Genomic DNA, 13,857 nt, shown 5'->3' with positions numbered 1-13,857 from the left:
ATAGAGGAGCCGCTGTGAAAGCAAAAAGCGAACTGAATCTGAACGCCGCCCGGCAGAACGGCACCGACTATTCCGGTCAGCGTTTCTCGGTCATTTCCATCGCCAACGGCAGCCACCTCACCGACTGCAATTTCCGCGGCATTCACGCCACTAAGGGATGCCTGGGCGCCGGCAAGCGGCCGAGCGTCTACACCGGCTGCGTGTTCGACGGCAGCACGCTCAAGGGCGACGGCCTCGACCCCGGCCGGGCCACCTTCGTCTCCTGCTCGTTCCTGGACGTGAAGCTGTCCCACCTCAACTTCATGGACGCCGAGTTCGTGGACTGCGTCTTCTCGGGGACCCTCGAATCGGTGACCTTCTCCGCGGACCCGTGGGCGCGGGACGCCGAGCTGGGGCGCACGGTGAACAGGTACGAGGGCAACGACTTCACCGCGGCGCGCATGCAGGACGTCGACTTCCGCGGCGGGATCGGCCTCGGCCTGCAACGCCTCCCGGAAGGGGGCGACTACCTCGTCGTGCGTGACGCGGCGGCCGTCCTGAAGGCGGCGGTGCAGGAGATCGAGACGTGGGCGGACACCGACGAGCGCGAGGAGGCGCTGTCCACGATCGACACGCTGGAGTTCGACGTGCAGGGAGGCCAGCGGGATCTGTTCATGGACACGGCGTTCGTCACCGACGGGCTGTCACCGGAGGCGGCCGGCAGGCTGCTGGCGGTCTTCCGCCGTTCGTAACGCACCTCCCCCGGCCGGCCCTCCGGTGTCGCACAGCACGTCTACTCGGCCTTCCCGCGGGCCAGCGAGTCGACGAGGGTCTCGGCTTCGGCAGGGCCGAGCCGCTTCTGATCGCGGACCAGGAAGACGGCCGCCTTCCGCTGCCCCTGGGCCAGGAACTCGGTCACCGGCCCTGTCAGATCCTCCGGCCACCGGCCGGGGAAGTCCGGCAGGAGCTCACCCCGGCGCAGGGCGCGGGCCGCGGCCAGCGCATCCGGGCCCGAGACCTCCGCCTCCTTCTTCAGCACCTTGACGGCCTCGTCGAACCGCCCCGCTTCGATGAGGTCGTGGGCTTTGGCCTGGATCTCCACCGGAGTGAACAACGGCATCGGCATGGAGACCCGCACCCCGTTGCGCCGCCGGCGCCAGACCCGCGACCCCAGGACGATGAGCCCGATCAGGGCCAGGACCAAGATCGACTTCACGGGGTCGAGATCGAACATGCCTGGATTGTAGTGACAAGTGTCCCCACGCTCAGGCGCGATCATGTCCGCTGCCGAGCGTCCTGGGTGCGGCCATGCCGGCGTACGAGACAGTGGACGGCGACCGGCGGCGGGCCGATCTCGGTGCGCGGCGTCGGGAGCAGATCCCCCACAGGGCAGCCGGCGTTCCAGACCCCGTCCGTGCGCGGGGAGCCGTCTCAGCCCTCCGGGTCGAGGACGACGCGGAAGCGGGCGTCGCCGGAGAGCATGCGCTGGTAGGCACGCGGCGCCTCGCTCAGCGGGAACACCTCGTTGCGGGAGCGGATGTCGTGGCCGAGGGCGAACCGCAGGTTGTCCTCGTTCTCGATCGCCGTGCCGGTCAGGCTGCCCCGCACCACGTGGCCGCCGAAGATCAGGTCGGCGGTGTTCACCTGGACCGGATCGGGCGCGGCCCCGACGACGACCAGTTCCCCGCGCCGCCCCAGCCCGGGCACCAGCGGCGACATCGACGCGCCGGAGGCGGCCGTGGCGACGATGACCGCGGCGCCGCCCCGTTCCCGCAGGGCGGCGCCGGGGTCGGTCCGGGTGCTGTCGATGTAGTCGTGCGCGCCGAGTTCGGCGGCCAGAGCGGCCTTGGCGGTGCCGCGCGCGACGGCCACCACCCGGTGGCCCAGCGCCCGGGCGTACTGCACCCCCAGATGCCCCAGCCCGCCCAGGCCCTGCACCGCGACCAGCGAGCCGGGAGGCACACGCGCCGGCACCAGCGCGTTGTACACGGTCAGGCCCGCGCACAGCAGCGGCGCCGCGGCCACCGGGTCCAGGGCGGGCGGGATCCGCACCAGGCCGGTCGCCCTGGCGTAGGCCACTTCGGCGTAACCGCCGTCGACGTCGGTGCCGGTGCGCGGCTGGCCGGTGCAGTTGACGAAGTCGCCGCGCCGGCACGCCTCGCACGCGTGGTCCTGCCCGCCCAGGAAGCCGACGCCGACGCGCTCGCCGGCCTGCCAGGCGGGCGCGACGCCGTCGCCGACGGCCTCGATCACGCCGACGATCTCGTGGCCGGGGACGATCGGCGTCTGCGGGTCGGCCCGCATCCCCTCGACGGCCAGCACGTCGGTGTGGCAGACGCCGCAGGCCTCGACCCTGATCCGCACCTCCCCGGGTGCCGGCTCGCGCCGCTCACGCTCGACCTGGGTGAACTGTCCCCGCCCGGTGACCGTGAAGGCCCGGTAGGCGCCGGAGGTCACGGCGCTCATGCCGGGACCTCGCTTCCGGCCTGCTCACGGACCAGGTAACCGGCGTACCGGCCGAGCCGGCCGAGGTCCTCGGCGCCCGGGCGGGCCTCGCGCTCGCCGTACCAGCCGGAGCGGAAGTCCCCGTCCCGGTCGGCGTCCGGGACCGGCACCACGACCACTTCGAGTTTCATGTCCATGATGTGCGCCTCCTGCGCTGTAGTGATGAGCTCGCGTCGACGGCTGCCGGACCGCACCGGCGCACCGGTGAGCGTCGCTGCTCAGGCGGGGTCCTGCGGAGAACGCCTGCGCGTGGCGCCGGCCGCGGTCGATCACCGCGGGCCGGTTCTCAGCCGGGAAGGGAGACCTGGTAGTGGCTGATGAGCCAGCCCTGCCCGGTCCGCCTCAGCAGGACGCCGAGGGTGACGTGGACGGCGGGCCGGTCCGCGAACGAGAAGTCGACGGCCAGGTAGCCGAGGACGAGGCCGTCCGAAGGAGCCCTGGTCTCCAGCACGCGGTACGCGGCCGTCAGCCCGGGCGGCTGGGAGTCGTAGTAGGCGGCGATTCCCGGCCGCCCGACGCTGTAGGGGCGCAGCCCCTGGAAGATCGCGTCCTCGGTGAACAGGGCGGCGACCCCCTCAGGCTCGTGGGCGTCCACGCCGGCCTTCCACCGGTCGAGGACGTCCCGGAGGATCGTCTCCTGGTCCTTGTCCGTGCCCATGGGGCGTCTCCTTCCGGTCGTGCGGTCAGTGGCCGGCGCTCATGCCGCCGTCGACGTGCAGGATCTCGCCGGTGACGAAGGGGGCGTTCTCCAGGAAGACGACCGCGTCCACGACGTCGCTCAGCTCGCCCATGCGGCGTACGGGGTGCAGTGCCGCGAGGGCCTCGTACGTCTCCTCGGGATGCATGGGCGTCTTGACCGAGCCCGGCGACACGGCGTTGACGCGGATGCCGCGGGTCGCGTGCTCGATGGCCAGCGACTTGGTGGCGGCCTGCAGGCCGCCCTTGGTCAGCGAGGCCAGCACGGACGGAACGCGGGAGTCGGCGTTGTCGACCAGGCTCGTGGTGATGGTGACGACGTGGCCGCCACCCTGGCTCAGCATGCGCTCGATGGCGAGCTGGGTGACGTGGAAGAAGCCGTCGACGTTGACGGCCTTGACGGCGGCGTAGTCGTCGAGGGTGTAGTCGGTGAACGGCTTGGCGATGAAGATGCCGGCGTTGTTGACCAGGGTGTCGAGCCGGCCGAACCGCTCGACGGCCCCGGCGACCGCGCGTTCGGCGGTGGCGCGGTCGGCCACGTCGCCCTGGACGGTGAGGACGCCGGGGTCGTCCGAGGGCGCGATGGTGCGCGAGACGGCGACGACGGCGTGACCGAGCTTGCGGTAGGCCTCGACAATCCCGGCGCCGATGCCCTGCGAGGCGCCGGTGACCAGGGCGACCTTCTGCTGCTGATGGCTCATGACGATCTTCTCCGATCCAGGTGACCGGCCACTAGACAACCGGTCGTCTATTCGTGAGAGAAGCTAGGGCACGGGCAGGGGGATGTCAACGACTCATGGCCCCTGAGCTGGGACTTTGTTCCTCGTACCTGATAGGCGCAGACTCCCGCACCAGGTCGGCGGCTGCGTCAGCGCCGGTGCGGATCGTCCTTGGGCAGCCAGGCGTCCGGGCCGTGAACGCCGAAGTCGCGGTCCTCGCGCAGGGCCTCGACGACCGCGAGGACCGGGTCGCGCTCCTCGTCCCGGCGCCACACCAGGGACCACGTCCAGTAGATCTCCGGCGCGACGACCGGGCGCCGGACGAGGTCCGGGGGCAGCGGGGTGAGCTGCCCCTTGGGCGAGTTGATGATCGGACGGCGGCTGCGGCGCACGTGGTCGAAGAAGGCCGGGCCGGTGATGCCGCCGTCGGAGATGCGCGCCGCGCGGGCGCCGGTCTCGTGCGCCAGCTCCTCGGCGTAGGCGTTCCAGGACGACCAGGAGGTGGCGTCGGCGTCGAGGAGGACGACGGTGTCGCGGGCGGGGACGGGGCCGGTGTCGCGGCCGGCGGCGACCGCGTACAGACGGTCGGCGCCGATGAGCTGGGCACGCAGGCCGCGGCACGCCAGGTCGTCGCCGCGCACCCAGCACACCGCCAGGTCCAGGCCGCCTTCGGCGACCCGGGCGGCCTGCGTGTGCGAGGGCGCCACCCAGGCGTCGAGGTGGACCTGGGCCACCGCGGCGGTGCGGGCGGCCAGGTCGGGCGGCGACCAGTTGACGTAGCCGAGGCGGACCGGCTCCGATCCGGACAGGCGGCGGGCCCGCTGCCGGAGGTCGTCGGCGCGTTCCAGCAGGGCACAGGCGTGGGGCAGCAGGGCGGCCCCGGCCGGGGTGAGGGACACCGAGCGGCGGTCGCGGTCGAACAGCCGCACGCCGAGGTCGCGCTCCAGCGCCTTGATCTGCTGGGACAGGGAGGGGCCGGCGATCAGCAGGCGCGCGGCGGCGCGGCCGAAGCTCAGCTCCTCGGCGACCGCGACGAAGTAGCGCAGCTGACGCAGCTCCACGTAGGTCATGCTACTGGCGCAGGTGACGGCCCCAGGCCAGGAGCCTCCGGCCGGACGGCGCGCAGGACGCGAGCGCGCCCGGGTCTTCAGTCCTCAGCGGGCGCGCCAGGGGTGTTCAGTCCTCAGCGGGCGCGCCAGGGGTGTTCAGAGCTCGGCGGGCGCGCCAGGGCTCAGACCTCGGCGGGCGTGCGGGCGCCGAGGAGGGCCAGGCAGTTGGCCCACAGGGGGCCGAGCCGCTCGGTGTCGTTGTAGAGCTTGGCGAACAGGACGTGCCCCTCCAGCTGCGCCACCACCGACCGCGCGGCCTCGCGGGTGTCGCCCACGGTGACCTCTCCGCGGGCGAGCGCCTCGACGATGACCGCCTCGACGAGGTCGATCTGGGCGTCGAAGATCTCCTGCAGCCGCCCGCGGATGGCTTCGGTCTGGTTGCTCATCTCCAGCGTGAGGTTGCCGAACAGGCAGCCCGAGATGGTGCCGCAGCTCTGCTGCCCGGCGCTCTGGGTGGCCGTGGTCTCCTCGAACACCCGGCGCAGCCGCTGCAGCGGCTCCGCCTCGCCGTCCAGGATCCGCCTCCAGGACCGCTCCTGGCTCGCCCAGTGCTCGTCGATGACCGCCAGCACGAGGGCTTCCTTGGACGCGTAGAAGTAGTAGAAGCTGCCCTTGGGCACCCCGGCCGCCTTGCAGATCTCGGCCACGCCCAGGGCGGAGTAGCCGCGCAGCTCGATGAGCGAGCGCGCGGCGGCGAGGATCCTCTCCCCCGCGTCGCTGGTTCGTCCCACATCAGCAGTTTACGACCGGTCGTCTACTACCCGAGCCCGGCGACGCGGGGCGCAACGGCCTCGAACCATTGATCGGCTGACGACGTCCAACAGGATCACAGCGTCAGGAAGGACACCTGTGATCACTCGCAAGCGCGCCGCCCGCCCCGCGCAGCGCATCGACGTCACCCGCCTTCCCGAAGACGTCGTGGCGCTCATCGACGGGCTGGAGCCCGGCGAGCACCTGGTCATCACACGGGACGGCGGGCCGATGGCGACGGTCTCCAGCACCGTGGACGTGGTGCAGGGGGCCGTCGTCGATCGCGAGACGCCGGCCGAGGAGCCCGGGCAGGCGCCGGCGGACCACGAGAGCATGACGGTCGTGGCCACCGCGATGGAGCTGTCGGCCGCGGCCCGGGTGGCGCTGTCCACCCAGCTCGGCGCGGACTACGTGGTGCTCGACATGCACGTGGCTCCGGCTACGGCCGACGTGCTGCTGGTGCCCCCGGCCAGCCCGCAGCTGATCGGAAGGCTGCGGTTGCTGTTCCCGAAGGCGCGCGTCATCGTGACCGAGATCGAGGACCGCGAGCTCGGGGTCGACTACCACGGCCCGGTCCGCCGGCTGCTCGACGCCGGCGCCGAGGCGTACCTGCCGCCGGCGACCCTGCCGCAGCTGGCCAGGCAGCTGGAGTACACGCTGGGCCGGGGGCGCGAGCTCGCCGCCGGGACCGCCGCACCGCTGCAGCTCGCTCCCGCGGTGGAGCCGGGCGACGACTGACCCTTCCATCACTCGATGTCGCCGGGGGCCTCCGGGCCGCCACCGGTGCGCCGGGGGCAGTGCCGGGGGCCGGTGCTCTGCCCTGCACCGACGACGGTGACCTGGGCGGGGCCGTCCGGCACCGTGGCGGCGGCCGTGCACACGATCTGGTCGACGGCCATGCCGGGCAGCTCGCCGAGCGGGGTGGACAGCGTCACCACCACGTGGCCGGGCGGCTCGACGGACACCGAGAACGGGCCGGCTCCGGCCGGGACTTCGGTGGTGAGCCCGCGTGCCTTCTCTCTCGACAACGGACCGGCGGCCAGCAGCGTCAGCGTGTCCGCCGGGGACAGCGGGGGGCCCGGCCGGTTCACCACGCTGAGCCGGCCGTTGCGCACCAGGTAGAGGCTGGCCTCCCAGGTGGGTGCGAGGCGTCCGCTCGGCGGGTCGCCGGCCTCGATGACGTCGCTGGGCCGCACGCCGCAGCCGGTCACGGCGACGAGCCAGACGAGGCCGGCGGCGAGCACGCGGCAGGGGAGGCGGGGCCTCACTCGGCGCCTCCGTCCGGATCGTCCGACCGGCGCGGCAGGCGCAGCGTGAAGACGGCGCCGCCGTCCGGGGCGTTGGTGACGGTGAGGTCGCCCCGGTGCAGGAGCGCGTTCTCCCGGGCGATGGCGAGGCCGAGGCCGCTGCCCTCGGACCTGGCCCTGGCGGCGCTGGCCTTGTAGAACCGGTCGAACACGTGCGGCAGCACCGCCTCGTCCAGGCCGGGCCCGTGGTCGCGGACCTCGAAGGCGATCCAGTGCGGCTCGGCGGACACCCGTACCGACACCGGCGGCTCGCCGTGGCGCAGGGCGTTGCCGACCAGGTTCGCGAGGATGACGTCCACCCGGCGCGGGTCGAGCCGGGCCGTCACCCCGGACGGCAGGTCCGCCCGCACCGGCTCCGTCCAGCCCCGGGCACGCAGGGTGGCGCGTACCAGCTCGGCCACGTCGACCTCGTTCAGCGCGAGGGCGGCGACGCCGGAGTCGAACCTGCTGATCTCGATGAGGTCGTTGACCAGCCCGGTGAGGTTGAGCGTCTCCTGGCTGACCAGCCGGGCGGCCCGGCCGGCGGGCTCGGGCAGCGCCTCCGCCTCCTCGTCGAGGACGTCGGCGACCGCGGCGAGCGCGGCCAGCGGGGTGCGCAGCTCGTGGGACACGTCGGCGACGAACCGGCGGGCGTCGGCCTCCATCGCGCGCAACTGCTTGACGTGCCGTTCCAGCTCCGCCGCGGTGTCGTTGAACGTGCGCGCCACGTCGGCGAGCTCGTCGGAGCCGTGGACCTCGACCCTGGTCCGCATCTCGCCCTGGCCCAGCAGGCGTGCCGCCCGGCCGAGCTCGCGCACCGGGCGCAGCACGCCACGGGTGGCCAGCGACGCCAGGACCACCGCGAATCCCAGGGCCGCCCCGCCGATGAGCCAGGCCCAGGCGGCGAGCTGGTCGATGCTGCGCTGCTCGGGATCCAGGCTGCGCGCGGTGTAGACCTCGATGCCGGACAACCGCGTCATCTGGTCCGGCTCGACGATCAACAACGGCGCACCGATGATCAGGACGGGGACGCCCCGCCACATGATGCGCTGCCACGCGAACTCGCCGCGGGCCACCGCCCGCCGCAGCCCCTGTGAGATCGCCTCCGTCTCGAAGCCGGCCGGTGAGCGCTCCTCGTGGAAGAGGGCGACGGCGGAGACGTCGGCCTCGGTCACGGAATCGGCGATCTCGTCGAGCTCGGCCGGCCCCGGCTCGGGGTTCCGCAGCGGGAAGACCGTCTCCAGGCGGCTTCTCATCGACTGGACCGCCGCGTCCTGGGTCCGCTGCAGGATGTCGTTGCGGGCCTGGACGTACATCCCGCCGGCCACCGCCGCCGCGGTGACCACGCACAGCAGCGCGAAGGCGGACAGCAGCCGGGCACGCAGCCCCAGGTTCGGCCATGGTGTCACCGGCGGCTCACACCGGCCCGAACCGGTACCCGAACCCACGCACCGTCTGCACGTAGACGGGGGCCGCCGAGTCGTCCTCGATCTTGGCGCGCAACCGCTGCACGCACGCGTCCACCAGCCGCGAGTCGCCGAAGTACCCGTGCTCCCACACCGACTCCAGCAGTTGCTGGCGGCTGTGCACCCGGCCCGGCGTGCCGGACAGCTCCAGGAGCAGGCGCAGCTCGGTCGGGGCGAGGCTGACCGGCGCGCCGCTCTTGCTGACCACCAGCCCGGCGCGGTCGATGGTCAGGTCGCCGTGCCGCTCCAGCTCGGCCTGGTCCCGGCCGATCCGCCTGAGCACCGCGCGGATGCGCGCCTCCAGCACCCTGGGCTGCACCGGCTTGACCACGTAGTCGTCGGCGCCGGCCTCCAGCCCGGCCACCACGTCCATGTCGTCGCCGCGCGCGGTCAGCATGATGATCGGCGTCTCACCGGCGGCGCGGATGCGGCGGCAGACCTCGAAGCCGTCGATGCCGGGCAGCATCAGGTCGAGCACGACGACGTCGGGCAGGTCCGTACGCATCCGGTCCAGGCCCTGCTCTCCCGACTCCACCGCCCGCACCCCGTGCCCGTGCCGGGTCAGGGCCAGCTCCAGCCCCTCCCGCACAGCCGGGTCGTCCTCGATCAGCAACACTCGCGACACGCCGCGTTTCACCACACGCTCCGTAACTCGCCCGCCGTCCACCCCGACCACTGTCGGCCTGCCGTGTCCCCGTCTCGTCCGCGCCATGTCATGGTTGTGTCACGGTCCTGCCCGCGGTGGCCGCCGTCGAGAAACCATGACATGCGGCTGACGACGCACGCACATTCGGCGCCAATCGTATTCGGCATGAACGAACCACGCACCATCCCACCTCGGCCCCGGGACCGGCTGTTCGCCGTGGTCACGCTGGTGCTCGCGGTGCTCCTGCTGCCCGTGGCGTTCGCCCGCCGTCCCGGCCGCGCCCTGGAGCTGGCCTGCGGCTGGGCGTTACGGATGCGGTTCCCCGCCGAGGATCTCACCGGGCTCACGGACGGCGCCCTGGCGGCGTTCACCGCGGCGCGCACCGAGGCGCTGTGGCGTCACGGCCAGCTCATCGGCCTCACCTCGGGATACCGCGATCCCCATGTCCAGCAGCGGATGTTCGACGAGGAGGTGCGGCGCTCGGGCTCCCCGGCCTCGGCGCGCATGCTCGTGCTGCCGGCGGCGGAATCCCCGCACGTCAGGGGCATCGCGCTGGACGTGCGCCCGCACGAAGGCGCGCGCTGGCTGGAGGAGCACGGCGCCCGCCACGACCTCTACCGCATCTACGACAACGAGTGGTGGCACTTCGAGCACCGCCCGGACAGCCGCGGCACGCCGCCACCACGACGGCCCCACCCGGGCGCGGGCCATGCGATCGGGGGTCAGATGTGACCCCCGATCGGACAGATCATTAGTTATGCGAATATAATCGTTATATGTCTATAACCAGCCCGGCGACCACCCCGCCGGCGGCCACCCCCGCGCTCAGCCCCCGCCGGCGGATGCTCATCCTGGCCATCTGCTGCATGAGCCTGTTCATCGTCGGTCTGGACAACACGATCGTGAACATCGCGTTGCCCGCCATCCGCCGCGACCTGAACGCCTCCGTCTCCGGTCTGCAGTGGGTCATCGACGCGTACACGGTGGTGCTGGCGAGCCTGCTCATGCTGGCCGGCTCCACCGGCGACCGCGTCGGCCGCCGGCGCACGTTCCAGACAGGCCTGGTGCTGTTCACGCTCGGCTCCGTCATGTGCTCGCTGGCCCCCAGCCTCCCCTGGCTGATCGCGGCGCGGGCGCTGCAGGCCGTCGGCGGCTCCATGCTCAACCCCGTCGCCATGTCGATCATCACGAACACCTTCACCGAGCCGCGCGAGCGGGCGCGGGCCATCGGCGTGTGGGGCGGCGTGGTCGGCGTGAGCATGGCGCTCGGCCCGCTGGTCGGCGGGGCGCTGGTCGGGTCGGTCGGCTGGCAGGCGATCTTCTGGATCAACATCCCGGTGGGAGTGGCCGCGTTCGTGCTGTGCGCGCTGTTCGTGCCGGAATCGCGCGCACCGCGCCCGCGCCGGGTGGACCCGGCCGGGCAGGTGCTGGTCATCGTGCTGCTGGCCACGCTGACGTACGCCTTCATCGAGGCCCCGGCGGCCGGCTGGGGGTCGCCGCGGACGCTGGGCTGCTTCGCGGTCGCGGCGCTGGCGCTCGCCCTCCTGGTGCCGTACGAGCTGCGCCGCGCCGAGCCCCTGATCGATCTGCGCTTCTTCCGCAGCGCGCCGTTCACGGGGGCCACCGTCGTCGCCGTGTGCGCCTTCGCCGCCCTGGGCGGCTTCCTGTTCGTCAACACCCTCTACCTCCAGGACGTGCTCGGCCTGTCCGCCCTGCACGCCGGGCTCTACACGCTGCCCATGGCCGGGCTGACCGTGATCTGCGCACCCCTGTCGGGCCGGATCGTCGGCAACGCCGGGCCCCGCGTGCCGCTGCTCGTGGCCGGGGTCACGATGGCGGCCAGCGGCCTGATCATGACGGGGCTCTCCGCGCAGACCCCGACCTGGCAGCTCATGGCCGCGTACGTGCTGTTCGGCCTGGGCTTCGGCATGGTGAACGCGCCCATCACCAACACCGCCGTCTCCGGCATGCCGCGGGCCCAGGCCGGGGTGGCCGCGGCCGTGGCCTCCACCAGCCGCCAGATCGGCCAGTCGCTGGGCGTCGCGGTCATCGGCGCGCTGGTCACCTCGGCGGTCGCGGGCCCGTTCGCCACCGGGTTCCCGGCGGCCAGCCATGTCGGCTGGTGGATCGTCGCCGGGTGCGGGCTGGCGATCGTCCTGCTCGGTATCCTGACCACGACCGGCTGGGCCCGCCGCAGCGCCGCCCGTACCGCCGAACGGCTCGCCCACGCTCCCGACAGAACGGCGGACACCTGATGAGCGACACCCCCGGCCAGGAGGCGGTGGCCCGCGTCTGGGCCGCCATGTACGACCTCGTCCTGCGCCAGGAGGATCGCCGCAAGGAGGTCGCGGAGACGCTCGGCATGAGCTTCTTCCGGGTCAAGGCGCTGCGCCGGCTGCTGGCCGGGCCGATGACCATGCGGGAGCTGACCGCCGAGCTGTCGACCGACAAGCCGTACACCACGCTGATGGTGGACGACCTGGAGCAGCGCGGTTACGTCACCCGCAGCGTCTCCCCCGGCGACCGCCGCAGCAAGATCGTCACCCTCACCCCGGCCGGGACCGCGGTCGCCGAGGAGGCCGAGCGCATCCTGGCCCGCCCGCCGCGCTCCCTGCTCGCGCTGGACCCCGGCGACCTGGCCACCCTCGACCGCATCATGGCCGGGCTGCGCACCCCGCAGCCCTGAGCCACGGGGCTGCCGGAAGGCCGCTTCCCGTGCCAGACTGCGCATCATGGTGACCGAGGCCCTGATCCCGTGGCTGCGCGACAGCGATCCGGCCCTGCGCTGGCAGGTCGAGCGGGACCTGCTGCACGAGCCGCCCGAGGTCTGGGAGGCCACGCGGGCGAGGGTCGCGACCGAGGGCTTCGGCGCGCGGCTGCTTGCGCTCCAGGACCCGGACGGCCAGTGGGCGGGCGGCGCGTTCTTCCCCGCCGGCTTCGACTTCGCGACCGTCGACGGCGCACAGGACAACACGCAGCCCTGGACGGCGACGACCTGGACGCTCAACTCGCTGCGCGAGTGGGGCCTCGACGCCGCCGCCCTGCGTGGCACGGCCGAGCTGCTGGACAAGAACTGCCGCTGGGAGTACGAGGACCTGCCGTACTGGGACGGCGAGGTCGACTGCTGCATCAACGCCTGGACGGTCGAGAACGGCCTGTGGCTGGGCGCCCCCGTCACCGGCATCGTCGATTGGTTCGTCGAGCACCGGCTGCCCGACGGCGGCTGGAACTGCGAGTGGATCGAGGGCTCTACGCGCTCGTCGTTCCACTCGACGCTCAACTCCCTCAAGGGGCTGCTCGCCTACGACGTCGCGACCGGGGGCACGGACGCGACGCGGGCCGCCCGGCGCGGCGGCGAGGAGTACCTGCTGCGGCGCGGGCTCCTGCGCCGCCTGTCCACGGGCGAGCCGGTGGCGCCGTGGGTGGGCCGCTTCGCCTACCCGTTCCGCTGGTTCTACAGCGTGCTCAACGCGGCCGACTACTTCCGCCGGGCCGCGCTGTTCGACGGCGTGCCGCCCGACCCGCGCATGGCCGAGGCGATCGAGCTCGTCCGGGCCGCCCGGCAGCCGGACGGCACCTGGCTGCAGGGCCGCACGCTGCCGGGGGCGGTGTGGTTCGAGGTCGACGTGCCGGAGGGAGAGCCGTCGAAGTGGCTGACCCTGTCGGGGACCCGGGTGCTCGACTGGTGGGACGCCCGGCCCGTGTCAGGTCCCTGATCCGGGAGGTCAGAGCCTGCCGAGGCCCTGGGCCAGGATCGTCGCGGTCCTGGCGATGGTCCGGTTGTCGGCGGGCAGGCCAGGGGTCCGGTTGGTGTAGACGGCCATGACGACGGGGGCGCCGCCCTTCTCCGGCCAGATGACGGCGATGTCGTTCCCGCCGCCGAAGCCGTCGGAGTTGGTGCCGGTCTTGTGGGCGATCGTCCAGCTCCTGGGCAGGCCGGCCGGGATGCGCTCCGCTCCGACCTTACCGGCCAGCAGCCAGGCGACGAGCTGCTCCCGGTCCTTGGCGTGCAGCGCCGTGCCGGTCGCGAGCGCCCGCAGGTTGCCGGCCATGGCCGCGGGCGTGGTGGTGTCGCGCCTGTCCTTGGGGGTCCAGTCGTTGAGCCCGGGGTGCCAGCGGTCCATGCGGGAGATCGGGTCCTTCAGCGTACGGAAGTACGCCGTCATCCCCCCGGGCCCGCCGATCAGCTTCATCAGCAGGTTGGACGCGGTCCCGTCGCTCCGGGTCACGGCCGCCACGCAGAGCTCGGAGACGGTCAGGCCGTCCTTGACGTGCTTCTCGGTGACCGGCGAGTTGGGCTTCATGTCGGCGGCCGTCCACCTGATGTGCCTGCTCATCAGCCCGGGCTGCCGGGTGCGCGCCTGGTGCAGGACGGCCGCGCACAGGGGCGCCTTGAACGTGGACAACATGGGGAAGCGCTCCCCCGCCCGGTACGTCAGGGTCTTGCCGGTGGCGGTGTCGAGGGCGTACGCGCCGATGCGCCCCTTGAAGGCGGACTCCAGCGCCCGCAGCTCCTTCGTGACCCGGGCCTCGCCGGAGACGCCCGCCACCGGCACCGCGGCCGAGGCCGTGCCCGTCGTCATGGCGCCGCCTCCCAGGAGGGAGATCGCCAGGGCGGTCGCGGGCAGCACGGTGGCGGCGCGCAGGTGTCGCATGTCACGTCGTCCTTCGCTCGATGATCCGTCGGAGATCAGGAGCCAA

The 13,857-nt window shown here is 72.8% G+C and carries 17 protein-coding genes; 6 read left to right on the top strand and 11 right to left on the bottom strand.

Features of this window, described 5'->3' with window-relative positions:
* The first annotated feature begins 14 nt into the window (after positions 1 to 14).
* Positions 15 to 731: a pentapeptide repeat-containing protein gene (locus HD597_RS18685; RefSeq protein WP_253743924.1), complete on the top strand. Its 717-nt coding sequence runs from the start codon at positions 15 to 17 to the stop codon at positions 729 to 731.
* Between the two features lie 41 nt (positions 732 to 772).
* Here the strand turns inward: HD597_RS18685 and HD597_RS18680 are convergent, their stop codons facing one another.
* The 7 genes from HD597_RS18680 to HD597_RS65855 form a co-directional block, all read right to left on the bottom strand.
* Positions 773 to 1,213 carry a hypothetical protein gene (locus HD597_RS18680; RefSeq protein ID WP_253743922.1) on the bottom strand — a complete coding sequence of 147 codons (441 nt, stop codon included), beginning with the start codon at positions 1,211 to 1,213 and terminating at the stop codon, positions 773 to 775.
* A 197-nt stretch (positions 1,214 to 1,410) separates the two neighbouring features.
* Positions 1,411 to 2,445 (bottom strand): alcohol dehydrogenase catalytic domain-containing protein, encoded by a 1,035-nt coding sequence (locus tag HD597_RS18675; protein ID WP_253743920.1) that lies wholly within the window; start codon positions 2,443 to 2,445, stop codon positions 1,411 to 1,413.
* A complete protein-coding gene (locus HD597_RS18670) occupies positions 2,442 to 2,621 on the bottom strand; it encodes a hypothetical protein (RefSeq protein WP_253743918.1) in 180 nt (59 codons plus the stop codon). The genes HD597_RS18675 and HD597_RS18670 overlap by 4 nt, the downstream gene beginning before the upstream one ends.
* 149 nt (positions 2,622 to 2,770) lie before the next feature.
* The gene (locus HD597_RS18665) at positions 2,771 to 3,142 is read right to left on the bottom strand and encodes a YybH family protein (RefSeq protein ID WP_253743916.1); all 372 of its coding nucleotides are present in this window, start codon (positions 3,140 to 3,142) and stop codon (positions 2,771 to 2,773) included.
* A 25-nt stretch (positions 3,143 to 3,167) separates the two neighbouring features.
* Positions 3,168 to 3,881, bottom strand: coding sequence for an SDR family NAD(P)-dependent oxidoreductase (locus HD597_RS18660; protein ID WP_253743914.1), 714 nt, complete (start codon positions 3,879 to 3,881; stop codon positions 3,168 to 3,170).
* A 167-nt stretch (positions 3,882 to 4,048) separates the two neighbouring features.
* Complete coding sequence (locus HD597_RS64570) at positions 4,049 to 4,960, bottom strand: LysR family transcriptional regulator (protein ID WP_308210644.1); 912 nt, start codon at positions 4,958 to 4,960, stop codon at positions 4,049 to 4,051.
* A 170-nt stretch (positions 4,961 to 5,130) separates the two neighbouring features.
* Positions 5,131 to 5,739, bottom strand: coding sequence for a TetR/AcrR family transcriptional regulator (locus HD597_RS65855; protein WP_253743912.1), 609 nt, complete (start codon positions 5,737 to 5,739; stop codon positions 5,131 to 5,133).
* A 118-nt stretch (positions 5,740 to 5,857) separates the two neighbouring features.
* Between HD597_RS65855 and HD597_RS18645 the strand changes: the two genes are divergently transcribed.
* Positions 5,858 to 6,496, top strand: a complete 639-nt coding sequence (locus HD597_RS18645) for a hypothetical protein (RefSeq protein WP_253743909.1) — start codon at positions 5,858 to 5,860, stop codon at positions 6,494 to 6,496.
* Positions 6,497 to 6,504: 8 nt separating this feature from the next.
* Here HD597_RS18645 and HD597_RS18640 read toward each other — a convergent pair whose 3' ends face one another.
* The 3 genes from HD597_RS18640 to HD597_RS18630 are packed head-to-tail and all read right to left on the bottom strand — an operon-like array spanning position 6,505 to position 9,135.
* A complete protein-coding gene (locus HD597_RS18640) occupies positions 6,505 to 7,026 on the bottom strand; it encodes a GerMN domain-containing protein (protein WP_253743907.1) in 522 nt (173 codons plus the stop codon).
* Positions 7,023 to 8,453 carry an ATP-binding protein gene (locus HD597_RS18635; RefSeq protein WP_253743905.1) on the bottom strand — a complete coding sequence of 477 codons (1,431 nt, stop codon included), beginning with the start codon at positions 8,451 to 8,453 and terminating at the stop codon, positions 7,023 to 7,025. The genes HD597_RS18640 and HD597_RS18635 overlap by 4 nt, the downstream gene beginning before the upstream one ends.
* 7 nt (positions 8,454 to 8,460) lie before the next feature.
* Positions 8,461 to 9,135 (bottom strand): response regulator, encoded by a 675-nt coding sequence (locus HD597_RS18630; RefSeq protein WP_253743903.1) that lies wholly within the window; start codon positions 9,133 to 9,135, stop codon positions 8,461 to 8,463.
* Positions 9,136 to 9,321: 186 nt separating this feature from the next.
* Between HD597_RS18630 and vanY-N the strand changes: the two genes are divergently transcribed.
* Genes vanY-N through HD597_RS18610 form a run of 4 tightly spaced genes read left to right on the top strand, consistent with a single transcriptional unit; the run spans position 9,322 to position 12,872 of the window.
* Entirely contained in the window at positions 9,322 to 9,888 is a 567-nt protein-coding gene (gene vanY-N / locus HD597_RS18625) for a D,D-peptidase/D,D-carboxypeptidase VanY-N (protein ID WP_253743901.1), read from the top strand.
* Between the two features lie 44 nt (positions 9,889 to 9,932).
* Positions 9,933 to 11,411, top strand: a complete 1,479-nt coding sequence (locus HD597_RS18620; RefSeq protein ID WP_253743899.1) for an MFS transporter — start codon at positions 9,933 to 9,935, stop codon at positions 11,409 to 11,411.
* Positions 11,411 to 11,842, top strand: coding sequence for a MarR family winged helix-turn-helix transcriptional regulator (locus HD597_RS18615; RefSeq protein WP_253743897.1), 432 nt, complete (start codon positions 11,411 to 11,413; stop codon positions 11,840 to 11,842). Before HD597_RS18620 ends, HD597_RS18615 begins: the two co-directional genes overlap by 1 nt.
* A gap of 46 nt (positions 11,843 to 11,888) precedes the next feature.
* The gene (locus HD597_RS18610; RefSeq protein ID WP_253743895.1) at positions 11,889 to 12,872 is read left to right on the top strand and encodes a hypothetical protein; all 984 of its coding nucleotides are present in this window, start codon (positions 11,889 to 11,891) and stop codon (positions 12,870 to 12,872) included.
* 9 nt (positions 12,873 to 12,881) lie between these two features.
* Here HD597_RS18610 and bla read toward each other — a convergent pair whose 3' ends face one another.
* The gene (gene bla, locus HD597_RS18605) at positions 12,882 to 13,811 is read right to left on the bottom strand and encodes a class A beta-lactamase (RefSeq protein WP_253743893.1); all 930 of its coding nucleotides are present in this window, start codon (positions 13,809 to 13,811) and stop codon (positions 12,882 to 12,884) included.
* Positions 13,812 to 13,857: the final 46 nt, after the last annotated feature.

It is taken from the genome of Nonomuraea thailandensis (genome assembly GCF_024172165.1).
Classification (GTDB): domain Bacteria; phylum Actinomycetota; class Actinomycetes; order Streptosporangiales; family Streptosporangiaceae; genus Nonomuraea; species Nonomuraea thailandensis.
This window is presented reverse-complemented; position numbering and strand designations above follow the sequence as displayed.